Origin of the sequence: Clostridium sp. chh4-2, assembly GCF_002899675.1 — a bacterium.
In the GTDB taxonomy this organism is placed as follows: Bacteria; Bacillota; Clostridia; order Lachnospirales; family Lachnospiraceae; genus CHH4-2.
Genome location: NZ_PKUU01000008.1, coordinates 68,411 through 91,610, shown reverse-complemented (window position 1 = coordinate 91,610; position 23,200 = coordinate 68,411). Strand labels below are relative to the sequence as shown.

Here is a 23,200-nt window from a genome sequence, read left to right as displayed (position 1 = left end):
TTGGTTTTACTATATCACTATAAAAAAATATTTTCAACCAATACGTAAAATAAAAATGTTTTTTCCACTTTTCTATTTTTTCTTACAGGTAAGGGAGTACGCAGAAAATGAGAACGCAGGACAGAATCGATCAGAACAGAAAAAAACAGGCCATGAAGTGTCGTATAAAATGTCAATTATGATATACAAAGTAAAAAGCGGTGAACTTCTGCCAGCAATACACAACCAAATAAATATCTCGCGTTAAAACTGCTCAGACACTTTTATTTGGAGATGCTGCGCAAAATCTCACCGCCATCTCATAAAATCCTATCTCTTTTTCTTTCTCACGGCATCTTTCATAGGAAGTCCCGTATTATAATCCAGTTGGCGCGGTTCATTTTCTTCATTTTCCGGCTGCCTGGTATACCCGTCATTCTCCCATACGGGCTTTTTATCCTTCCTCCAGCTTCGGGCCGCCCACTGGTATCCGCGGTAGAGATCCCTTGTCCGGTTCATAAAATCCAAGAGCTGATCGTGCAGGTGATCCCTCACATCTGCGTAATCATTATCTTCAATCAGGTTGTGTACTTCGTATGGATCTTTTTCCATATCATAAAATTCGTCGCTGTCCAGCAGATGAATCACCAGCTTGTATCGTTTTGTAATAACCGCCCTCATAAGCTGAAGGCCGCCAAAGCCGTCATGATCCGCTTCATATCTGGTGAATTCGGTGTATACGGCATCATTGATCCTGCGGGAGGAATCCGCAATCTGGCTCATCATGCTCTTTCCCTCCAAGCACTTAGGTAACGTCAGTCCAAAGTAATCTAATATAGTCGGAGCCAAATCGATGTGGGAAGCCGGATCATATATGGTTTTTCCCTTTGCCTTTCCCTTAATAATAAGCGGAATATTGGCAACTTCCTTGTAAGCCGCCGCATTTTTCATCTGCAGGCGGTGGGCCCCCAGCATGGCGCCGTGGTCCGACGTATAGATTATTAAAGCATCCGGCGCGTAATCTTTTACAGCTCTTAGAACCCGGCCGATCTCATAATCAGCAAATGAATTACAGCCGAGAAACAGCGAAAGGTCTCCGGACGGCCGGTTTATCTGACCGGCCGGCGCATGAAGCATTTCTCCTGCCCACAACTGCTGCATCAACGGTTTTTTACTCAAATCGTCCTGAAAATTCGGATTATCCTCAAAACAATACCCATCATACATCTCGTTAAACGGCTTAGGGCAGAGAGACGGCCCATGAGGTTCATCGTAGGATACGGTGAGGAAAAAGTCCTGATCCTGACAACGGTTTAAAAAATCGATGGCCCGGTTTGAACATCTGTGGGCATATGTAAATTCTTCCGTCATATCCGGTTCATATGCGGTCTCCTTTTTTCTCGATCTCAAACGCTCCTGGTCTGTTAATTCTTCCAGATAGCACCTCATATCATACCAGTACTCCGAATCCCAGCCGTCCGGACACTTACCCAGGCCAAAATAATCGCCTCCGTCCAGATGCCATTTACCCACATAGGCGCAGTGTATGCCTTCCCCGCAAAGTCTCTGCCCAAGAGTTTTCACATTCTCTCTCAAGGCCACGCCGTTTGTTACCATTCCATTTGAATGAGGGAACATTCCTGTAAAGACCGCGCTTCTGGCCGGGCCGCAGACCGGCTGGCAGGTATACGCATTTTCATATCTGACCCCCTCGGCCGCCAGCTGATCCAGATTCGGCGTCTTCATGGCAGGGTTTCCGTAGCAGCCAAGCATGTCTTTCCGCGTCGTATCCGTCATGATCAATATTACTTGTTTTTTCATCTTCTACCTCTCCGGCTCCCCAGTTCCCAATCCTGTCCGTTCCATATACCGCTTTAATTCATAGGGCCAATCCGTCTGTATAATCCCCACCCCCCGCTCAATCAGATGTCTCCATCCGGCATCTCCGCCATAGCGCAGGGATTTCAGGTCATCATGACCGGCTCCATATACCAGCCGTTTTCCCAGGCTCAGGGAGTTGCACCAGACCTTAATATGATTTTTGTCCAGCAGATCAAATGTTTCTTTTTGAAATACGGCATCGGATATCTTTTTAGGCAGTATTTCCAGGGCCGGAAGCTGTGAAGCACTTTTTAGTGAAAATACGCGTTCCAGATCGGCCGTATCTTTCAGCATGGGAATAAACATACATTCCGGATGCCGGTAAGCCCATGACAGCGCCCGGTCATCCTCTATATAGAACTTGAATACTGCCTGTTCCACCATATCCCATTCCATCAGCAGGCGATGGACTTCATCCCAGCAGTCCCAGCATTTATCCAGGACAAGAAGAGTTCTGCCCTTTAATTCCTTTAATATGTCTTCAAAGGATTCGATCTTCTCCTCGCATACTTCCCCTATATAGTTGTAAAGTTCCATTTCTTTCAATTCATTCAGGCTGTAATCAGCGATTGTTCCTTTTACGTGAAACAGCCGTTCCATGGTATCGTCATGATGCGCCGCCAATTTCCCGTCCCTTGTCATCGCCAGATCCATTTCCACCATATCCGCCCCTTCTTCTAAAGCCAGATGGAATGCGAGAGAGGTATTTTCCATAACGTTGGACGAGAATTTTCCCCGGTGGGAAGCGATCATCACCCGCTTATCGCCGGAATCACAAAGCCGGTCCCTTATTTCTTTCCAATCCATTTTCATCCTCCCCTATTTAACAGCGCTGTCCATAGCCCCTTTGACAAAATATTTCTGGAGCACAATATACATGATGACCGGAGGCAGGACGACGATAAACGCCGCCGCTGCTGCCGCTCCCATATCCTGCTTCGTATCGGTAAAAAACGTGGTGATTGCCAATGTTATGGTCCTGAGCGCCGGCTTTTGCAGAAAATACAGCTGGAACTGGTAGTCATTCCAGATTCCCACGCCAGTCAAAATAATGATGCTGGTTGTGGTCGCTTTTAAGCTGGGAAGAATAATTCTGAAAAACACCTGCAGCCTGCTACATCCGTCAATCAGCGCCGCATCATCCAGTTCCCTCGGCACCGTACTGATAAAATTCGTATACATATAGATGGCCAAAGGAAGATGAAAGGTGGCCGATACTATGATAATTCCCCAAAATCTGTTTATGCCGCCCAATGCCACCATTTCTTTGTAAAGAGGCACCAGCACGCTAAGCTGCGGAACCATCATCACCCCTACCACAACGGTTAATATCCATTTATTTTTCCTTGTGGCATGGCGTGACAGCGGATATGCCGCCATCGCGCCCACCACTACGATGATTATGACAGAACATATTACGATAAACAGGGTATTTCCCATTGCCCGGAACAGGTTTCCAAGCTCCATGGCATTATAATAGTTCTGAATATACGGTTTCAGCGAAATCATCCATCTGGAACTCCGGTCCGACGCTTCTTTCATGGACATATTAATCATGATGTAAAACGGTGAAATATGTATTCCGATAATAAATATGGCGGCCAGCGTTTTCAGTAAATTCAATTCATGTTTTCTTTTCAACTTAAATCCCCCACCTTTTTTCCAGGAAACGCCTGACAACCGTGCCGATGACCATGATAAACAGGAATAAGACCAGTCCTACCGTTGTCGCATAGCCTGCATTCTGATTTTGGAAATACAGATAATTAATCAATGTGGACAGGGAATGGGATGAATATCCCGGCCCGCCCGACGTGGTGGATAAAATGATTCCAAACAGCTTCAATCCACCGATCAGATTCAGCACAACGCTGGTGGTTATCGCCGGAAGCAGCAGCGGCAGCGTGATGTATCTAAGCCGCTGAAGGTATGCCGCCCCGTCAATGGCGGCCGCTTCCTCGTAGGATTCGGGGATTCCCTGAAGTCCTGCAATCATCACGATCATCGTTTTTCCCACAAACTGCAGGGCATTGATGATGACAATAATCCATACCGCCCGCCGCCCGTTATCCATCCAGTCAACCGGAGCCTTTCCGAAAAGCATGATAATGTCATTTAAAGCCCCATTGTTGTACTGCACCATAAAATAGGAAATATATCCCATAATCAGAGATGCGATCATCGCCGGAAGATAAACAATTACCCGGGTCAGCGTCTGTCCCCGAAATTTCTTCTGGAGCAAAAGCGCATAGGCGATTCCGATCACGGTTTGAAGCGATGTGCTTCCCACTCCATAGATCACCGTGTTTTTAAGAGCGGTAAAAAACATCTTGTCCTTTGCCAGTTTCAGGTAATTGGCCGCCCCCACATATTTATACTTGGGCGAGTAACCATTCCAGTTAGTAAACGATATATGAAGCCCTGAAAGCAGAGGATAGACCACAAAAACCACCAGTAAAACCAGCGCCGGAAGATACAGGATATCGATTGAAATATCTTTTTTCTGTTTCATTTTCCTCTCTTCTTTCCCGTCTAATTCTGCTCACGAAGCGTCTTATAGTCTTCTTCCATGGTCTTTACGCTCTCTTCTACCGTCATCTCTTCCCCGATGAGAGCGGAGCCTATGGTTCTCATGGTGCTCCACATTCCGTTTGGCAGATAAGCACGGTCAAAGGAAGGATAGATTTCCGTGTCCGCATAAGCAGCGTAATCCTCTGCTACCGCTCCCAAATCAGGATTCACGTCCTGAATGGCCGAACGTTTTCCGCTGGCTTCGCAAACCAGCTTAATATTCTCCGGTTTTGCCATGTATTCCAGCACCGCAAGGCAGATGTCCTCATGTTTCGTGTCCTTATTGATGCCGTATGCTTCCCGCTCTCCTCCTGCAAATACCGGCTTATAGCTGTCATTGAGTGCAGGCACCGGCGCCAGCCCATACTGGGCATCCGGATTCAGATCGGATACCACCCGGACCAGGGACGGGTCGGACGTAACCACAAACAACACATTATTCTCCGCCAGCCTGGACGGTATGTCGATGGTATCACAGGTAACGCAGTCCACATTTAAATACCCATTGGTCTTTAAGTCCAAAAGGAACTGAGACAGCGGCGCCCAGTCATTCCAGTCAAAGGAACCGTCAAGCAGCTGTTTCGTATAGTTTTTATCCGTGCAGGCCGCTAAAAATGTCTGTGCAGAAATATTTAACAGAGAAGCCGGCTGTCGGTTATCCTTTCCCGCCATAAACACGCCCGTATATCCTTTTTCTTTCCCCTTTTCGCATATTGCCAGAAACTCGTCCCAGGTCTTTGGAACCTCAGCCCCCAATTCTTTCAGAAGCCCTTTATTATAGATAATTCCGGCCACATCCATATTCAACGGAAGCACAAAAATCTCACCGTTTTCATTCTCAATATTGCTTAAAAATGCCGGTTCAATGGAAGCGTACCAAGGCTGGTCATTTAACGCCCGCAGATATTCACTGTACCGCTTCACGGACCATCCGTGGGTTGCAAATATATCCGGCAGGTCGTTGGATGCCATTCTGGCCTTCATCAGCTGTTCATAATCGGACCCCTGGGTGGTATAGCTGATCTTAACCCCCGGATTTTCTTCCATGAATTTCTGCAGGACCTGGTTCACCGCTTTAAATGTCTCTTCATTTGCATTCGTCACAATCTCCAGCTCTCCGGCCAGTTCCGGCTTACTCACGCCGGAAGTTTCTCCGCCTTCCGTTTTCCCCTCCGTTCCCTCTGTTAAAGCTTCTGTTGTCCCTGCCGAAACAGGTTCTGACGGTTTGGCGGCTTCCCCCTGACATCCCGCCAGACCGGCTGCTAATACCACACTAATTCCTGCTATCATATAGTTTCTGATACATTTCTTCATATACACCCCTCCTTGGTTTATTTATATCTCCATTATAGATCCTGTCTTCCCTCTCTTATATAGCTCATTTTTACGATTCCGTTGCACTATCTTCTGATTTTCATTTCCCCCTGTTCTAGTCTTTGCTTTTTAAGTTTGCTTGCATTATTATTAAAGAACAGACAACAAAACTCTTCCTTAAAAAGGCGGCTCCTATGAAAAATAATAAGTCTTTTTCAATACAATTGCTCAAAAATTTCCTGATCAGCACCCTGATTCCGTTTATGCTGGTCACTACGGTTATCGCCAATACTTATTCCAGAAATTATAACAAAGATATTCATATTCTTTTAAATGCCACCGTAAATTCCATGACCGGCGGCATCATCACCTATTTAGACGAACTTCAGCAGGTCACCCTTTTGCCCTATTACAATGATGAGATGTACAATTACCTGAAAAACTTATCTTTAAACCATCCCTACGAAGATGTTTTAGAAGAGCTTTCCCTTCGCAGAAACCTGGATTCCAATATGAGCTTTGTCCGTTACAACCGGGCTGATACCAATGGAATTTTTATCTTTGAAGGGGACCGCTGCTTATATTATACGACGATCAATACAGATAAAAAGACGCTTGTCCAGCCTTACGATTATTCCGCGGAGCCATGGTATCAGGATGCCATCCGCGCCAACGGCCGGTGCATTATTTTAGGCCCTCATATTCCGGATTATATCAGCCCTTACGATACGCCTGTTATCTCCATGGTCCGCTCCATTATGGTATTAAACACCAGACAGCCGTTATGCGTGATTAAACTCGACATCAATACATCCATATTTGACCGTATATTTAATGAATTCGCCTTCCATGTGGATTCAAAAATCATTATAAAAGATGAAAAACAACAGATTATCTATACCAATGTTCCCCTCAGCCCCCAGGACCGCAGTTCCCTGAGCCGGGACCTCAATGACAACGCCATTTCCTTAGAAGACGGCACCTACAAACCATATACCTACCCCATCCAGGATTATCCATGGAACATCACCATCCTGCTCTCCAACGCCCAGCTGCAGTCCAGAACCAACATCTTTTATCTGGCCGCTCTGCTTCTTTATCTGGTAGGGGTTGTAACGGCGGCGCTTTCCTATGTCACGGTTTCCCGTAAAATGGTGCGCTCCATCAACCAGATGAAATCCATATTTCTTTCCATCCAAAATAAGGATTTTACCAAACGGTACCACTATGTATCCAACACCGAGCTGGACGCCTTAGGCGATTCCCTCAACCAGACAGTATCACAATTGGAAAATAAAATCCAAAAAGAGTATCTGATGACCATACAGCAGAAAAATATCGAGTTTCACGCCCTTCAGTCTCAGATACAGCCTCATTTTCTCTTTAACACGTTGAATAACTTTATAGCCCTGAACCAGGTTGGGGACCGGGATACTTTGGAAAATGCGCTCTATGAACTTTCCGATATGCTGCGCTATGTTTTAAAAGCGCCTTCCCTGGTCTATCTCTCAATGGAGCTGCAGTTTATAGAAGATTACTGCGCCCTTCAAAAACTCCGGTTCAGCGACCGTCTCACCTACGAGATTCAGCTGAACACTCCGGTTGACAGATACCGGATTCCCAAATTGCTGCTCCAGCCCATTGTGGAAAATTCCATTCTTCACGGCATTGAGCCGTGCAGCCACGCCTGCCGGATTCTGATCGATGTCAGTTCCCGGGACGATCAGCTGGTGATTACGGTCTCCGATAACGGGGTGGGATGTTCAATTGAAGAAACAGAAAACAGCATCGGGCTGACTAACGTAAAAGAGCGCCTGGAATTTTTCAGCGCCGAAAGTAAATTTCAGATGGAAAGCGTCAAAGGAAAAGGAACCCGTACCACAATCTATTTATCCAAATACAGCATGGAGGAAAACCGATGAAAATATTAATTGCTGATGATGAGGCCCTTGTCCGCCGTTCGATCCGTCTGTTTCTGGTTAACTTGGGAGTTCTGACCGAAGATATATCGGAAGCTTCCAACGGCCTGTTCATGCTCGACGCTTTGCAGACCGGCCATTATGACCTGGCTCTGGTGGACATCCGCATGCCCGCCATGGACGGCCTGAAAGCGATCCGCCAGGCCCAGACAGTCTCCCCATGTACAAAATATTACATCTTATCAGGTTTTGACGATTTTAAATACGCACAGGAAGCAATCCGCCTGGGAGTCTGCGACTATATCCTAAAACCAATAAAGCCCGTTCAGATTGAGGAGCTGTTGGAAAAGACCATTTCCGACATCGAACAGCAGAAGGCATTGCTGTTAAAGGATTTAACTGTATATACCACCGCGCTTTTTACCTTTACCGATGCCCCCATTGGTTTTCCCATAACCTGTCATCCGGTTTTAATCACCAATGATATTTACGGAGAGTTTTTATCCACATCAGAACTGCTTGCCAAAGATAATGACAAGATCATGGTGGTTCCGTATAAAGAAAAAAACGGAACGTTTCTCTTTTTGTTTGAGACACCGGAATATCCGGGCTATTATAAAAATTATCTGGCAGAGCTCATTCACCACTGCGCCGGAAGGCACACCATCATCGAAGGCAGGGAGCTGCAAAACAACTTGATCTGGAAAGAGGAATATGAGCGGATCATTTCCATAAAAACAGGCCGCCCGGTGTTTAAGCCTCAGACGCTTTACCGCAGCTTCCAAAAACCTCCCCAACTTCCGCCCCTTCTCGTTGAGCTCTGCGTCCAGTGCAACAAAAGCCTTCAGGCCCTTACCGGGAACGATTATGGAAAGTTCACTCTGTCCTGCGGCTTTTTAATCAAACATCTGCCTTCCGCCGTGGAAGCCTATCCGGCGGCAGCCAAAAATATGCTGCAATTTCTGAAAAATGCGTATAAACTCAGGGAATGTTCCGTCCAAACGCTGCAAAACCAGCTGATGTTCCTGTCCGCAACCGTGATGCAGCCTTCTTCTAAGGATTCCGTTCACGACGAACTTCTGTCGTATGTGCAGCAGCACTATAAAGAGGATTTAAGTCTTTCAGGACTTTCTTCCATATTCGGACTGTCGCCAAATTATATATCCACCATCTTCAAACAGAAAGCCGGCTGTAATTTTGTCAATTACCTCACCGGCCTGCGTATGAAAGAGGGAAAACGGCTGCTTCTGGAAACCAGGATGACAATTCGGGAAATCGGTATCTCCGTAGGCTATAACAATACCAGTTTTTTCATTCGTTCCTTTAAAAAGGCGGAAGGCATAACTCCTACCGAATACAGGAAAAGTATGGTTCAGCAATAATATTTGCAAATTTTTCAAAATTTTTCCATTTCCCCTGTTGTTAAATCCCCCCTGTACCATGTACAATAAAGGTACATCAAAACAAAAACTATATAGGTCAGGAGGATTTATTATGGCAAACCATTTTCATGTTTCTCCAAACGGGTGCAACTCTTATGCAGGCACCTTAACACGTCCGTTCAAAACGATTCAGTTTGCGGCTGATCTGGCTTCGCCGGGCGATACCATCACGGTTCACGAAGGCATTTACCGGGAATATGTCAATCCAAAACGGGGCGGAAACAGTGACAGTGAGAGAATTACCTATGAGGCGGCTTCGGGGGAAACCGTTGTAATCTCCGGCGGAGAAGTGATTACCGACTGGGAAAAGGTGGAGGGCAGCGTTTACAAGACCGTAATTCCCAACACATTTTTCGGTGATTTTAATCCTTATAAGGAAGTGGTATGGGGAGACTGGTTTGAAAGTCTGGACAGGTGCTATCACCTGGGAGAAGTTTATATCAACGGAAGGTCCTTGTTTGAAGCGGCTTCCTTAGACGGTGTGTTGAATCCCGTACCATTTGAAAAAGCCAGGGAACAGGAATGGTCCCTGCATACGTGGTATTGTGAAACCGATGAGGAAAACACAACCATTTATGCCAATTTCGGCGAGTTTGACCCGTCTGAAAACACAATTGAAATCAATGTCCGCAAGTTCTGCTTCTGGCCGGAACAGACCGGAATCAATTATATTACGGTACGCGGATTCCATCTTACCATGGCTGCGCCAAACTGGGCGCCTCCTACCGCTCTTCAGGAAGGCCTGATCGGCCCGCACTGGAGCAAAGGCTGGATCATCGAACACAATGAGATCAGCAATGCCAAAAACTCCGGTATCAGCCTTGGAAAAGAGATTGAAACCGGACATAACGAATGGGTTCTGGTGGGCACCAAGCAGGGAACCCAGCGCGAGCGCGATGTGATCATGAACGCCGTACATATGGGCTGGAGCAAGGAAACCATCGGTTCCCATATCGTGCGCTATAATGTGATCCACGACTGCGAACAGACCGGAATCTGCGGTCATTTAGGCGAAGTGTTCAGCCAGATTCACGACAACCATATTTATAATATCCACCATAAGAGAATGTTCAACGGCGCGGAGGTGGCCGGAATCAAACTTCACGCATCGCTGGACTGCCAGATTACCAACAACCATATCCACAACTGCGACCGCGGTCTCTGGATGGACTGGCAGGCACAGGGCACACGGATCTCCGGCAACCTGCTCTATGACAATGATACGGAAGATTTATTTGTGGAAGTGAGCCACGGCCCTTATGTGGTGGACAACAATGTAATGCTTTCCATGAAAAATGTAAAGGATCTGTCCCAGGGCGGCGCCTATATCAACAACTTATTCGGCGGCTTTATTACATGGGAACGGGTTACCAACCGCTTCACCCCTTATCACTATGCACACGAAACGGGCGTACACGGCTTTATGACCATCATCGGCGGCGACAACCGTTTCTACAACAATATTTTCACCGGAACCCAGGATGAAAATGCGGCGAAGGAACCATTGGCGGATACAAGCGTCTGGATTCAGAGAGACGCCGCCGGAATCATAGACGGCAGCGTGCCGAGAGGTCTTGCCCTCTACAACGAATGCCCGGCAGACGATGAGAAATGGTATGAAAACCTGCACTCGGTTGATGAATTTGCCGATGCCAGACTGCCGATGTACTGCGGCTCCAATCTCTATTTCCACGATGCCCAGCCGTTCCGTAAGGAACCGGGCACACTGGTATGTTCCGATGTGAAGCCGGAAGTAAAGGTAGTTTCCGAAGAGGACGGCATCTATCTGGAATTTGATTTCGGAGACAAACCGGCCCAGGTGGAGACAGTGACCGTCACCACGGATTCTTTAGGCATCGCCTTTGAACCCGAACTCCCATATGAGCAGCCCGACGGCACGCCTTTATGCATTGAAAATGATTTCTTCGGCAATGCGCGCCCTGCCGGTAAGATGACGGTTGGCCCGTTTGAAGGAATTGTATCCGGAGTAAATAAGATAAAAGTGGCTGAAATTTAATATTTGATTCATGAGCGGGTAGCGTGCCGTCAGCGCAAAAGCGGCATGCTTCCCGTTAATTTATTTACTTTTTTCCTGCTTCCGCAGATGGCGATTCCCAGATACTCCAGTTCTTTTTCTTCCACCAGATGCATCTTGCCGATAAACTCATCATATGTTTTACATCCCTGAGCCAGCTCTGAAAAATCAACTACCATCAGATCGGAATAATCCGGTTCATACAGCTTTTCCCGGATCTCTTTAATCAGCACCGGATTCCCCTTTAAGATCGGCACCGGAAATGCAATGATTCCCAGATGTTCATTTCCCGTTTTATCCACCACATCAGTTCCGACCACGTCCGGCATCCTCTTTCCAATGGTAATTCCCATAATTGCCGCCGTATTGGCAATGATTCCCAGCGGAAGGTTTTCATCAATAATCATAACGCATTTTTCATTTTGTAAATCCATTTTAATTTCCCCTTTTTGTCTTTTGAACACGATTATACTATCCCGGATTTAAAATTTCTTGTACGATATCTTCATTTTGGAATATTTGTAACAGTTTGTCCTTCCGATGCCTGCGCCTGCTCCGGCCGTTTCCATGGGCGTTCCTATGACTTTGCAGGGCATAAGCAATTCTAAATGTGCAGGATTTTTCTAAAAACCAAGGAAAATGTCCACCTGTTTGAGTGAAACGAGTTTGGACATTTTCCTTGGTTTTTAGAAAAATCCTGCACATTTAGAATTGCTTATGCCCGAAACCGGAATAGGAACGCCCATGGAAACGGCCGGAGCAGGCGCAGGCATCGGAAGGACAAACTGTTACGAATATTTTTAAGTTTTCAATATTCCTGATTGATGGCAGCTGCAATTCGTGATATCCTTTAGATCAGATTTTATTATTAGGGGAAAGATGAGGGAAATTGTCAATTATGGGAACAACCGCAGAACAGATTTATGAAGAATTTGCAGCCCAGCTCTGTGAATGGTCTGAGACCGGGAAAATTCCGTCCTCCGCCAACCAGGATATCCGCTACGGATTATCTTTGCAGAAACAGCGGCTGGACAAATGCCATGCCAGAATGGAATACCGTTTAAAGCTGCGCGGAGAGACTCTGGATAAGATTTCAAACACCGTATTTTCAGATACAAAATATACAAACCAGCTGGTTTGGAGACATTACAACAAAACGGCTGATTACTACGTGGGAGACCGCAAATGCTTATCGGTCAAGGGTGATGAACTGCTCTACACCATTATAACCTGGCTGAACCGTTCGGAAGTACAGGAAACCTATTGTTGTCCCAACTGCGGAAACATCAGCGAAATCAGCGCGCTGATGGAGGGCTGCCCCTACTGCGGCACGAAATTTCTGATGTCGGATTTATTTCCCAAAGTCACAGACTTCCATTTTCTCCGGGATTACGCCATGAATAACAAAGAGGCGAAAACCAGAATCTCCAAATGGCTGATTACCGGCGCTTTAATCGGCCTGGTTCTCTTCGCTCCCAGCACCGTGATGAATTTCTTCCGCGACGGAAGGGAAGGCGTCAGCCTGGCCGGAAGGATCTTTTACGCCGCCCTGTCCCTTGTGACTTCCGGAGCTTTAGGCGCTGTGGCCGGTTATGCCGCAGGCGCAGTCCGAATGCTTGTTTCAGTGTTAAAAGACGGCGTCCGTCAGGCTCCCATGGCCGCCGGTCTGTTAAAGGCCAGAAAAGCCCTGGACTCTTTTATGAAACCCTTCGATCCTTCATTCTCTTTCGAATACTTCATAAGCAGCATGCAGGCGCTTTTAAAAATTCTCATATTTACGGATGACCGCAGCAATCTTGCCGTATACGAAGGGCCTTCAACAGGAAATCTGTTCGATACCGTAATCGACGCCCAGTTCGGCGGAGCAATCAATCTGAATAAATGCTGGATACAAGGAAACTACTCCTACCTGGACCTGGATATCTATATGACAGACGTCTACTGCCAGGACGGCCGCATCTATCAAAAACCCGAAGTATTCCAAATGGTCGTCTGCAAAAATATCAGCCGCCCCGCCGATTACGGTTTTTCCATAAAAAAAGTAAGCTGTAAAAACTGCGGCGCCAGCTTCGACGCATCCAGGGAAAAGCACTGCCCTTACTGCCACAGCAGCTATGACTTAAAGGAAGACAGCTGGGTAATCATGTCTATAAGGAAAAAATAAAGAGTCTGTTGCTTGACTGGCTTAGGATAAAAAGATTTGCTGGGTGGAAGAGTAAGTTTTTACATCAACCGTTAAGTCTTTTTCAAAAATCCCTTGAGGATCTATGTAAATGTGATTCTGCATAAATGCCTAAGCACCAATATCGTTTTTAACCCGGCCAGCGAAAACCAGCCCGGAATCGGGAGGCGAAGCCGGGAGATGAAGATCGGAGGGGCCGTCCGGGCCGGGGAAGGAAGATGCAGCCGGCTGGGATCGTATGGAACCCCTTTAGAACTACTTAGACCCGTAAGGGCAGAACGAGGCAGGTAGAAACTGAATTCCAGATCAGTTTCTAAAGCGCCACTGAGCAGCGAAGTCATCAAGAGTTCACTGCGAATGGCGCTGGCCTGCCTCGTTCTGTCCTTACGGGTCTTAGTAGTTCTTAGGGGCGAATCCCGAATCCCAGCCGGCTGCATCTTCCTTCCCCGGCCCGGACGGCCCCTCCGATCTTCATCTCCCGGCTCCGCCTCCCGATTCCGGGCGTACGCGTACCCTTCCGCCGCCCAATGCATTCAGCACTCCCTCAATGCTTTTCTCCTCCACCCCAATGGTCAGTTCCGGCTCATTGATGTGTTCCAGATAATGTGCATCCGAATTGCTGATAATCCTGCACTGATCCAGATAGGGATTATTCTTTCTCAGCTCATGAAGCTTCTTTAAATCCTTCACTTCCGCTGTCTTAAACTTGCTGTCAGGCGGCACAAAGCCCAGATTGCTGACTAAGCTGTTGGCCGTCTTGTCTATGTGGGCCGGAAACATCACTCCGCCGTAAGAACGGACCAGATCCCACAGATAATCGAAGGAGATATCCACACTGTTGATCAAAAGCAGCGGTTCCGTCCCCACACATTCGTCCTCCATCCCATAAATCTGCTGTTTTCCAAACACCTCTTCTTTATTGGGAAATGGAATCAGCCGTTCATAGACATAAGAATCAAATCTGAGCGCGGATTCCAGATCCGGAAACAGGCAGACCGCATGCACTTCTTCCGATGTGTTGATCTCCATTCCCGGAATCGCCAAAACCCCGTATTCTTCAGCAAATTTCATCACAGCAGGACAGTTTTTACAGGAATTGTGATCCGTCAGAGCAATCACATCCAGGCCTTTAACCGCCGCCATTCCCACAATATTGGCCGGCGTCATATCATCATCCCCGCAAGGGGAAAGGCAGGAATGAATATGAAGGTCATACGTTAAATTAATCATTCATCATCCTGTAAACGGTAAGGGCGGCATCGAAGATGGGAAGATCCGTATTTAATACGGTGATCTCCTGCTCCTTCGCTTTTTTTAAGGCCGTTTCATCCAGAGACGCCCCCTCTGCCATAATCACCACCGCCGCATCGGCCAAAGAAGCCACTGCCAGCGTGTTCATATTCCCCATAACAGTCACCCAGGCGCAGCCCTCGGGAGCCCTTCCCATGGCAACGCTTAAAAGGTCGCAGCAAAATGGCTTCGTAATGCTCCGCTCCGTCCCGTCTCCTATATTTACAACCTGAAATACCTTACGGTCTATCAATTCTTTAACTGTCATTCATTCCTCATTTCCGCCGTTTATCCGGCTCATGCTATTCCTTGTCCTCTGCCGACATCTTGGTATCCAGCAGTGACATCTCGTCGGAAATCCGCTGTATGTACTCTTTCAGTATTGCCAGAGTTTCGTCACCGCCCTTATCCCCGGACGCCAGATCATCCGCCAAAATCCCCACTTCCTCAGAAAGCTTATGGAGATTGTCTCTCAGATAATAGACGCAGTCCTTTTCACTGGCCTCGCCTCTCACGATATCTTCCGCCAACGCTTTACAGGTGGGCGCTCCGCAGGAACCGCAGTCCAGGCCCGGAAGGCGTTTGCATAAGCGCTCCACCTGGTTCAATCTGGAAAAGCTTTCCATCATGGTATTGCCCAGATTAAATACCGGTTCGAATTTAACTCCTGTAGTCCACGGAATATACGTTTCCGCATCGTGTTCCATATGGGTTCTGGCCACCGGCATGTACTTGCGGAGACGTTTTAATTTCACTTCCGCAACATAAGGGTTTTCCACGGTTAAAACGCCGCCCACGCATCCGGCGTTGCAGGCGTTCAGTTCCACGAATTTCAGGTTGGTAAACTTCTGATCCTCTAAGTCTTCCAAAACGCGGATTACATTCTCGATTCCGTCCGCAGCCAGATAGCTCTCCGTAAACAATCCGCTGGCCTCTCCGCCGCTTCTGCCCCAGCTGACACCGATCTTTCCCGATGTGCCGATCTCCGGGGAATCCTCCCCCACCGCTTTCATACAGGACAGCAGCTGGGGATATACTTCTTTAATTGCCAGCACCTTATCCACCTGGCTCTTTTCCGTCCCCAGCGGCGATTTCACATAAGTCACCTTAGACGGACATGGAGAGATGAAAATGATCCCGATGTCTTCTCTGGGAAGTCCAGTCTTTTTAAGCGCCTGCTCCGCCGCCAGACACGCAGCCACCTCTACCGGTGGATTTAGCGGGAGGAGATGGGGAATCAGATTCGGAAATCTTACCCTGATCAGCCTCACCACAGAGGAACAGGCCGTGCTGATAATAGGCTGCTGGTCCTCATGCTCAGACAGGTATTCCCTGGTGGCTTCCGACACCAGCTCTGCGGCGGCTCCCACCTCAAAAACATCATTAAATCCCATCATCAGCAAAGCATTTAATACGATATTCACATCATCCAGATTATTGAACTGGCTGTATAGGGACGGAGCCGGAAGGGCTACCGTGTATTTGTACTGCTTGATCACATCCAGCTTATCATAGGTGGCATGTTTGGCATGATGCGGACAGACGCGGATGCATTCCCCGCAGTCGATACAGAACTTGCTGTTAATTAATGCCTTTCCGTTGCGCACCCGGATCGCTTCTGTCGGGCAGCGCTTGATACAGTTGATACACCCCATGCAGAGTTCCGGGTCCAGCCGGACCGAATGATAAAACTTATCCATAACGGAACCTCCTTTATATATTTACTTATAACCGGCTGCTTAAATATACACAGTCATTGTAATCTTCGTTCCCACACCGATCTCCGTTTCAATCTCCATCTCATCCGAATATTTCTTCATGTTGGGAAGTCCCATGCCGGCTCCGAATCCCAACGAACGCACCTCGTCCGGCGCGGTGGAAAATCCTGCCTGCATAGCCATATCCACATCCGGAATTCCCGGCCCCACATCGTCCAGAATCATCAGGATCTTCTCCGGCGTGATCTCAACCGTGATCTCGCCCCCCTTTGCGTGAATCACCATATTAATCTCGCCTTCATACATGGCTATGGCCACTTTTCTGATGGCTTCCGGGCTGACGCCCATCTGCTTTAGTTTCCTTTTTACATCACTGCTGGCTTCTCCCGCCCTTGTGAAATCATCCGGTGAGATCGGATAATTTAATGTAATCACTTCATCCATTAAACAGCACCTCCATGTAACCCGGCCTGGTAAAGCATTCCGCAGGCAGAAAACATCCGGTGCCCTGTTTCCAGTACGATGAGATCCCGTTCTTCGGCCATCTTTAATATGGTCTCATCCGGCTTTTTGCCTCTGACAAATATGATGCAGACAATATCCAGCATCTCCGCAGTTCTGATCACCTGAGGATTGCAAAGTCCGGTCAGCAGCACGGAATGGTCTTTTGAAAAGGCCAGAACATCGCTCATCATATCGGAACCGCAGGCGCTTCTCACTTCCCTGTCTAAGTGGTTCTCTCCCACCAAAACCCGTGCGCCCAATACATCTTGTACATCCTTAACTGTCATATTAACCTCTCATTCTGCCGCGCAAAATCCCCTCTTGGGCGGCCTGACTCTCATGATTTATGCACTGAACAAGTACTATAAAACTAGGATATCATCGGTTTTATTAATTATCAACAGGAATCCACGTTATTTTTTTCACATTTTCCGTTTTATATATAGATTTTTTCTCATATACATGATAAAATACTAGATACATTGCACATAATACACAAGGAGGTTTTAAGATGGCTTGCAAAAAAGAGGGCGTTCCATTTTCAGGAACCGCAGAGCAGGAAGCAGCGCTTAAAAAAGTGATTGCCGAGCTCAAAGACACACAGGGTGCTCTTATGCCGATTATGCAACAGGCACAGGATATTTACGGTTATCTTCCTATAGAAGTTCAGACCATGATTTCTGATGAAATGGGTATCCCGCTAGAAAAGATTTACGGAGTAGCAACCTTCTATTCACAGTTTGCTCTTCAGCCAAAAGGTAAGTATCAGATTTCCGTTTGTTTAGGTACCGCTTGCTACGTTAAGGGTTCCGGAGACATCTTCGCTAAACTGGAAGAGCTTTTAGGAATTACCAACGGCGAGTGTACCCCTGATGGTAAGTTTTCACTGGATTCATGCCGCTGCGTTGGCGCCTGCGGACTTGCTCCGGTTATGATGATCAACGACGAAGTTTACGGACGTTTGACCGTAGACGACATTCCGGGTATTTTAGCAAAATATTAAGCTTATGATGACTGAAATTTCATTAAACATATTGGACGTAGCAGAAAATTCCACACGGGCAGGCGCTTCACTGGTTACAATCACGGTAGCAGCCGATTTTCTGGCCGACAGGCTGACCGTCACCATAGCGGATGACGGATGCGGGATGACTCCCGAACAGGTTGCCCGGGTTACAGACCCGTTTTTCACCAGCAGAACTACCAGAAAAGTGGGACTGGGTGTACCATTTTTCAAGTATGCGGCAGAAAGCACCGGAGGCAGTTTTACCATAGACTCCCAGGTAGGTGCCGGAACCACTGTAACCGCAGTTTTCGTACTATCTCATATCGATCGTATGCCGCTTGGAGATATCTCCAGCACCATACATACTTTGATTGTATATCATCCGGAGACGGATTTCATTTACATTTACCGGTATAATGACAAGTCCTTCCGCTTAGATACCAGAGAGTTCCGTGAAATCCTTGGAGATGTTCCGTTTAATGCTCCTGAGATTTCAGCCTATATAATGGAATACCTGAAGGAAAACAAAACAGACACTGACGGTGGTGCTATTTATTGAGCACTACTCTTTTGATGCTATGCGGCATCTCTTTTGAATACACCGCATAGGAAGAATGGAGGCAAACATGAAAAGTCTTGAAGAATTAAAAGCAATTCGAGAGAAGATGCAGGGCCAGGTAGGGCTTCGTGCAGAAGACCATACACATACCCGTGTTGTAGTCGGAATGGCTACCTGCGGTATCGCCAGCGGCGCAAGACCTGTACTCACTACATTATCCACCCTTGTTCAGGAAAAGGGCCTGACCGACAAAATCTCCGTTACACAGACCGGATGTATCGGCTTATGCCAGTACGAACCGATCGTAGAGGTTATGGAACCAGGTAAAGAAAAGGTTACATATATTAAGATGACACCTGATAAAGCGGCAGAAGTGGTGGAAAGACACCTGATTGGCGGCCATGTAGTTGAGGCTTACACACTGAATTCTGCAGATCTTAAATAATAGGAGGAAGCCAGATGTATCGTTCACACGTATTAGTCTGCGGCGGAACAGGATGTACTTCTTCCGGAAGCCAGCAGATTATGGAAGCATTAAAAGCAGAGATTGAGAAAAACGGATTATCCGAAGAGGTATCCGTAGTACAGACCGGTTGTCACGGACTCTGCGCATTAGGACCAATTATGATTGTATATCCGGACGCAAGTTTTTACTCCATGGTTAAAGTGGAGGATATTCCGGAGATCGTATCCGAGCATTTATTAAAGGGCCGTGTTGTTACAAGGCTTCTTTATAATGAAACAGTAACTCCTACCGGCGTTAAGGCTTTGGCCGACACCGATTTCTATAAAAAACAGCACAGAATCGCATTGAGAAACTGTGGTGTTATCAACCCGGAAGTAATTGAAGAATACATAGGTACCGGCGGCTATGCGGCTCTCGGTAAAGTTTTAACAGAGATGACCCCGGACGAAGTAATCCAGACTATTTTAGACAGCGGATTAAGAGGACGAGGCGGCGCCGGATTCCCTACCGGTTTAAAATGGAAATTAGCCCGCGGCAATGACGCAGATCAGAAATATGTCTGCTGTAATGCCGACGAAGGCGACCCGGGCGCATTTATGGACCGTTCCGTACTGGAAGGCGATCCTCATGCACTTCTGGAAGCCATGACCATTGCAGGTTATGCAATCGGCGCTTCCCAGGGATTTATCTATGTGCGTGCCGAGTACCCAATCGCTGTAGAGCGTTTGAAAATCGCTATCGCACAGGCCAGAGAGATGGAACTTTTAGGCGACGATATCTTCGGTTCCGGCTTCTCCTTCAACATCGACCTCCGTTTAGGCGCAGGCGCATTCGTATGTGGTGAGGAAACCGCGCTTATGGTATCCATCGAAGGAAACCGTGGCGAACCAAGATGCCGTCCTCCGTTCCCGGCACAGAAAGGCTTATTCGGCAAACCAACCATTCTGAATAACGTTGAAACATATGCCAACGTTCCTCAGATCATTTTAAACGGACCGGAATGGTTCTCATCCATGGGTACGGAAAAATCAAAAGGAACCAAAGTATTCGCTTTGGGCGGCAAGATCCACAATACAGGACTTGTTGAAGTTCCTATGGGAACTACGCTCCGCGAGATCATCGACGAGATCGGCGGCGGCATTCCTAACGGCAAGAAATTTAAAGCAGCTCAGACCGGCGGACCATCCGGCGGATGTATCCCGGCAGAGCATTTTGATATTCCGATTGACTATGACAACCTGCTTGCAATCGGCTCCATGATGGGTTCCGGCGGTTTGATCGTACTGGACGAAGACGACTGTATGGTTGATATCGCTAAGTTCTTCCTGGAATTTACAGTTGAAGAATCCTGCGGTAAATGTACTCCATGCCGTATCGGTACCAGACGTATGCTTGAAATCCTGACAAAGATCACCAAGGGCGAAGCCACCATGGAAGACTTGGATAAACTGGAAGCCCTCTGTTACTATATTAAAGAGAATTCCTTATGTGGTCTTGGACAGACAGCTCCAAACCCTGTTCTTTCCACACTGAGATTCTTCCGCGACGAATACGAAGCGCATATCCTCGAAAAGAGATGTCCTGCCGGCGTATGTAAGGCTCTTCTGTCTTACCATATCGATCCTGCCAAGTGTAAAGGATGTACCTTATGTGCTAGAACTTGTCCGAATGGCGCTATTATTGGCTCCGTTAAACAGCCGCATGTTATCGATACGGATAAATGTATCAAGTGCGGTGCATGTATGGAGAAATGTAAATTTGGCGCAATCTACAAACAGTAATGGAGGAGAATCAGGATGGAGAATATTACAATTAAAATTAACGGCTTAGAAGTCAGCGCTCCAAAGGGTTCAACCATTCTCGAAGCAGCCAGATTAGCTCATATTGAGATCCCTACTCTGTGTTTCTTAAAGGAGATCAATGAAATCGGCGCATGCCGTATCTGCGTGGTTGAAGTGAAGGGCGCGAGAAGTTTAGTGGCTTCCTGCGTATACCCAATCAATGAAGGCATGGAAGTATGGACCAACACCCCTAAGGTATTGGATTCCAGACGCAAAACCCTGCAATTAATCTTATCAAACCATGAAAGAAAATGTCTTTCCTGCGTAAGAAGCGGAAACTGTGAGCTTCAGCAGTTAGCAAAAGAACTGGGCGTGGAGGATGAAGGATATTACGACGGTGCGAAAACACCTTCCTGCATCGACGACAGCGCAGTACATATGATTCGCGACAACAGCAAATGTATCCTTTGCAGACGCTGCAGCGCTGTCTGTGAAAAAGTACAGGGCATCGGCGTAATCGGAGCCAATGAGCGTGGTTTCGCAACCATGATCGGTTCCGCATTCAACATGGGCCTTGGTGAAACAAGCTGTGTTTCCTGCGGACAGTGTATCGCAGTCTGCCCAACAGGCGCACTCCATGAGAAAGAGAGCATTGACGATGTTCTGGCTGCAATCGCAGACCCGACAAAACATGTTATCGTTCAGACAGCTCCTGCAGTACGTGCCGGACTTGGCGAAGAATTCGGTTATCCGATCGGAACCAATGTGGAAGGCAAGATGGCCGCTGCTCTCAGAAGACTTGGATTTGATAAAGTATTTGATACAAACTTCAGTGCCGACTTAACCATTATGGAAGAAGCAACTGAATTCTTAGACAGAGTACAAAACGGCGGTGTTCTGCCGATGATCACTTCCTGTTCCCCAGGATGGATCAAATACTGCGAGCACTATTTCCCGGATATGACGGAAAACTTATCCAGCTGTAAATCACCGCAGCAGATGTTCGGCGCAATCGCTAAATCCTATTACGCTGAAAAGACAGGAATCAAGCCTCAGGATATCGTATCCGTATCCATCATGCCTTGTACCGCTAAGAAATTCGAAGTACAGAGACCGGATCAGGCAGCCAACGGAGTTCCTGATGTGGATTACAGTATGACTACCAGAGAATTAGCCCGCATGATTAAACGCATGGGCATCCGTTTCCAGACCCTTCCTGATGAAGAATTTGACGCACCATTAGGTCTTGGTACCGGTGCGGCGGTAATCTTCGGAGCTACCGGCGGAGTTATGGAAGCTGCTTTAAGAACTGCAGTTGAGACTCTGACCGGCGAAGAGCTGGCAAATCTGGACTTCACCGATGTGCGTGGTATGGACGGCATCAAAGAAGCTTCTTACAACGTTGCAGGAATGGACGTAAAAGTTGCAGTCGCTTCCGGCCTTGGCAATGCAAGAGAACTGTTAAATAAAGTAAAATCCGGCGAAGCTGACTACCACTTCATCGAGATCATGGGATGTCCGGGCGGATGTATCAACGGCGGCGGACAGCCTCAGCAGCCTGGCTATGTGCGCAACACGGTTGATATCCGTGCGCTCCGCGCTAAAGTTCTCTATGATTCTGATAAGAACAACCCAATCAGAAAATCACATGAGAATCCGGCTATTAAAGAACTTTATTCCACTTATCTTGGCAAACCGGGAAGTGAAAAAGCACATCATCTGCTTCACACAACCTATGTTAAGAGAAAAGTGAACGAAATCTAAAAAATATGGGTCATTCGCCTTAGGGCGGATGGCCCATATTTTAGTTTTTCTTTACATCGATTTCGTTTTTGACCTCATCAAGTAATGCTTTTCGATAAATAATGTCACAAATATTGATACTCCTATGTAAATACTAAACACAATACACTCTACAACCAGATTGGAATACGAACGGGGATAGGAACTCATTAATATTGTTATCAAAAATCTGATTGGAAAATATAATCCCAGCCAAGTGGATATTTTATAGAAACGCTTACGAAATAACGCTGTCGTTTCATTCGCACTACTTATTTTTTTCCTATAGCCAAATTCAAAGCCGACAATAATAACTGAAAATTGAATAAAACTAAAAAATCCGAAGAAAACATTTTTCAAAACGCAGGTTGCCGTAAATTGTATCAATAAAACCATAAACTCAAGAATCACTAAGAAAATTAAAATAAGTTTGCTGTTATCTTCTTTGATCTCTTTAATTTGTGGCAAATCACTGTCGTTCTTGTAATCATCATTTAATAAATAATCCGCAGTGACGCCAAACAATTTGCTGAGCTGTAAAATATTTGACGCGTCCGGTAACGCTGAGCCCATTTCCCAGCGCGAAACCGCCTGTCTGGATACATTCAATTTTTCCGCCAATCCCTCTTGTGACATCCCTTTCGCTTTTCTAAGCGCTACAACCTTCTCTGATAACTTCATATGAAATCCTCCCTTAGTCTTGTGATTTCATTGTAAGTAAATATCTTTTTAAACACTACCACAACAGCTTTACATTTTCGCAACATGACT

The 23,200-nt window shown here is 46.8% G+C and carries 21 protein-coding genes; 9 read left to right on the top strand and 12 right to left on the bottom strand.

All coding sequences use genetic code 11. The features are described 5' to 3' along the window. Positions 1-309: 309 nt before the first annotated feature. Genes C0033_RS10385 through C0033_RS10365 form a run of 5 tightly spaced genes read right to left on the bottom strand, consistent with a single transcriptional unit; the run spans position 310 to position 5,745 of the window. A complete protein-coding gene (locus tag C0033_RS10385) occupies positions 310-1,800 on the bottom strand; it encodes a sulfatase-like hydrolase/transferase (RefSeq protein WP_103227801.1) in 1,491 nt (496 codons plus the stop codon). 3 nt (positions 1,801-1,803) lie between these two features. Next, a complete protein-coding gene (locus tag C0033_RS10380) occupies positions 1,804-2,667 on the bottom strand; it encodes a glycerophosphodiester phosphodiesterase family protein (RefSeq protein ID WP_180994671.1) in 864 nt (287 codons plus the stop codon). Between the two features lie 12 nt (positions 2,668-2,679). Then, the gene (locus C0033_RS10375) at positions 2,680-3,501 is read right to left on the bottom strand and encodes a carbohydrate ABC transporter permease (RefSeq protein WP_103227799.1); all 822 of its coding nucleotides are present in this window, start codon (positions 3,499-3,501) and stop codon (positions 2,680-2,682) included. Between the two features lies 1 nt (position 3,502). Then, positions 3,503-4,372, bottom strand: a complete 870-nt coding sequence (locus C0033_RS10370) for a sugar ABC transporter permease (RefSeq protein WP_103227798.1) — start codon at positions 4,370-4,372, stop codon at positions 3,503-3,505. A 20-nt stretch (positions 4,373-4,392) separates the two neighbouring features. Continuing rightward, a complete protein-coding gene (locus C0033_RS10365; RefSeq protein WP_103227797.1) occupies positions 4,393-5,745 on the bottom strand; it encodes an extracellular solute-binding protein in 1,353 nt (450 codons plus the stop codon). 194 nt (positions 5,746-5,939) lie between these two features. Between C0033_RS10365 and C0033_RS10360 the strand changes: the two genes are divergently transcribed. The 3 genes from C0033_RS10360 (at position 5,940) to C0033_RS10350 (ending at position 11,123) form a co-directional block, all read left to right on the top strand. Beyond that, the gene (locus C0033_RS10360) at positions 5,940-7,667 is read left to right on the top strand and encodes a sensor histidine kinase (protein WP_103227796.1); all 1,728 of its coding nucleotides are present in this window, start codon (positions 5,940-5,942) and stop codon (positions 7,665-7,667) included. Beyond that, the gene (locus C0033_RS10355; protein ID WP_103227795.1) at positions 7,664-9,046 is read left to right on the top strand and encodes a response regulator; all 1,383 of its coding nucleotides are present in this window, start codon (positions 7,664-7,666) and stop codon (positions 9,044-9,046) included. The genes C0033_RS10360 and C0033_RS10355 overlap by 4 nt, the downstream gene beginning before the upstream one ends. A gap of 112 nt (positions 9,047-9,158) precedes the next feature. Continuing rightward, the gene (locus tag C0033_RS10350; protein WP_103227794.1) at positions 9,159-11,123 is read left to right on the top strand and encodes a NosD domain-containing protein; all 1,965 of its coding nucleotides are present in this window, start codon (positions 9,159-9,161) and stop codon (positions 11,121-11,123) included. A gap of 29 nt (positions 11,124-11,152) precedes the next feature. Here C0033_RS10350 and C0033_RS10345 read toward each other — a convergent pair whose 3' ends face one another. After that, positions 11,153-11,575, bottom strand: a complete 423-nt coding sequence (locus C0033_RS10345; protein ID WP_103227793.1) for a DUF2000 domain-containing protein — start codon at positions 11,573-11,575, stop codon at positions 11,153-11,155. A gap of 464 nt (positions 11,576-12,039) precedes the next feature. Here C0033_RS10345 and C0033_RS10340 point away from each other — a divergent pair, with 464 nt between their 5' ends. Continuing rightward, positions 12,040-13,305, top strand: coding sequence for a hypothetical protein (locus tag C0033_RS10340; protein WP_103227792.1), 1,266 nt, complete (start codon positions 12,040-12,042; stop codon positions 13,303-13,305). A gap of 489 nt (positions 13,306-13,794) precedes the next feature. Here the strand turns inward: C0033_RS10340 and C0033_RS10335 are convergent, their stop codons facing one another. The 5 genes from C0033_RS10335 to C0033_RS10315 are packed head-to-tail and all read right to left on the bottom strand — an operon-like array spanning position 13,795 to position 17,122. Further along, a complete protein-coding gene (locus C0033_RS10335) occupies positions 13,795-14,553 on the bottom strand; it encodes a PHP domain-containing protein (RefSeq protein ID WP_103227791.1) in 759 nt (252 codons plus the stop codon). Then, on the bottom strand, positions 14,546-14,881 hold the full coding sequence (locus tag C0033_RS10330) for a hypothetical protein (RefSeq protein ID WP_103227790.1): 336 nt from the start codon (positions 14,879-14,881) through the stop codon (positions 14,546-14,548). Before C0033_RS10330 ends, C0033_RS10335 begins: the two co-directional genes overlap by 8 nt. Positions 14,882-14,915: 34 nt before the next feature. After that, entirely contained in the window at positions 14,916-16,313 is a 1,398-nt protein-coding gene (locus tag C0033_RS10325; protein WP_103227789.1) for a [Fe-Fe] hydrogenase large subunit C-terminal domain-containing protein, read from the bottom strand. Positions 16,314-16,352: 39 nt separating this feature from the next. Continuing rightward, positions 16,353-16,775, bottom strand: coding sequence for an ATP-binding protein (locus C0033_RS10320; RefSeq protein ID WP_103227788.1), 423 nt, complete (start codon positions 16,773-16,775; stop codon positions 16,353-16,355). Next, a complete protein-coding gene (locus C0033_RS10315) occupies positions 16,775-17,122 on the bottom strand; it encodes a DRTGG domain-containing protein (RefSeq protein WP_103227787.1) in 348 nt (115 codons plus the stop codon). The genes C0033_RS10320 and C0033_RS10315 overlap by 1 nt, the downstream gene beginning before the upstream one ends. Positions 17,123-17,346: 224 nt before the next feature. On the opposite strand from C0033_RS10315, the gene nuoE reads away from it, so the two are divergent. From nuoE to C0033_RS10290, 5 genes are all read left to right on the top strand, one after another. Continuing rightward, the gene (nuoE, locus tag C0033_RS10310; RefSeq protein WP_103227786.1) at positions 17,347-17,838 is read left to right on the top strand and encodes an NADH-quinone oxidoreductase subunit NuoE; all 492 of its coding nucleotides are present in this window, start codon (positions 17,347-17,349) and stop codon (positions 17,836-17,838) included. 4 nt (positions 17,839-17,842) lie between these two features. Continuing rightward, entirely contained in the window at positions 17,843-18,400 is a 558-nt protein-coding gene (locus C0033_RS10305) for an ATP-binding protein (RefSeq protein ID WP_103227785.1), read from the top strand. Between the two features lie 67 nt (positions 18,401-18,467). Then, entirely contained in the window at positions 18,468-18,845 is a 378-nt protein-coding gene (locus tag C0033_RS10300) for a (2Fe-2S) ferredoxin domain-containing protein (RefSeq protein WP_103227784.1), read from the top strand. Between the two features lie 14 nt (positions 18,846-18,859). Further along, positions 18,860-20,647 carry an NADH-quinone oxidoreductase subunit NuoF gene (nuoF, locus tag C0033_RS10295; RefSeq protein ID WP_103227783.1) on the top strand — a complete coding sequence of 596 codons (1,788 nt, stop codon included), beginning with the start codon at positions 18,860-18,862 and terminating at the stop codon, positions 20,645-20,647. A gap of 15 nt (positions 20,648-20,662) precedes the next feature. Continuing rightward, a complete protein-coding gene (locus C0033_RS10290; protein ID WP_103227782.1) occupies positions 20,663-22,411 on the top strand; it encodes an NADH-dependent [FeFe] hydrogenase, group A6 in 1,749 nt (582 codons plus the stop codon). A gap of 51 nt (positions 22,412-22,462) precedes the next feature. On the opposite strand, the gene C0033_RS10285 is transcribed toward C0033_RS10290, so the two are convergent. Further along, positions 22,463-23,110 (bottom strand): helix-turn-helix transcriptional regulator, encoded by a 648-nt coding sequence (locus tag C0033_RS10285; protein ID WP_103227781.1) that lies wholly within the window; start codon positions 23,108-23,110, stop codon positions 22,463-22,465. Positions 23,111-23,200 lie beyond the last annotated feature (90 nt).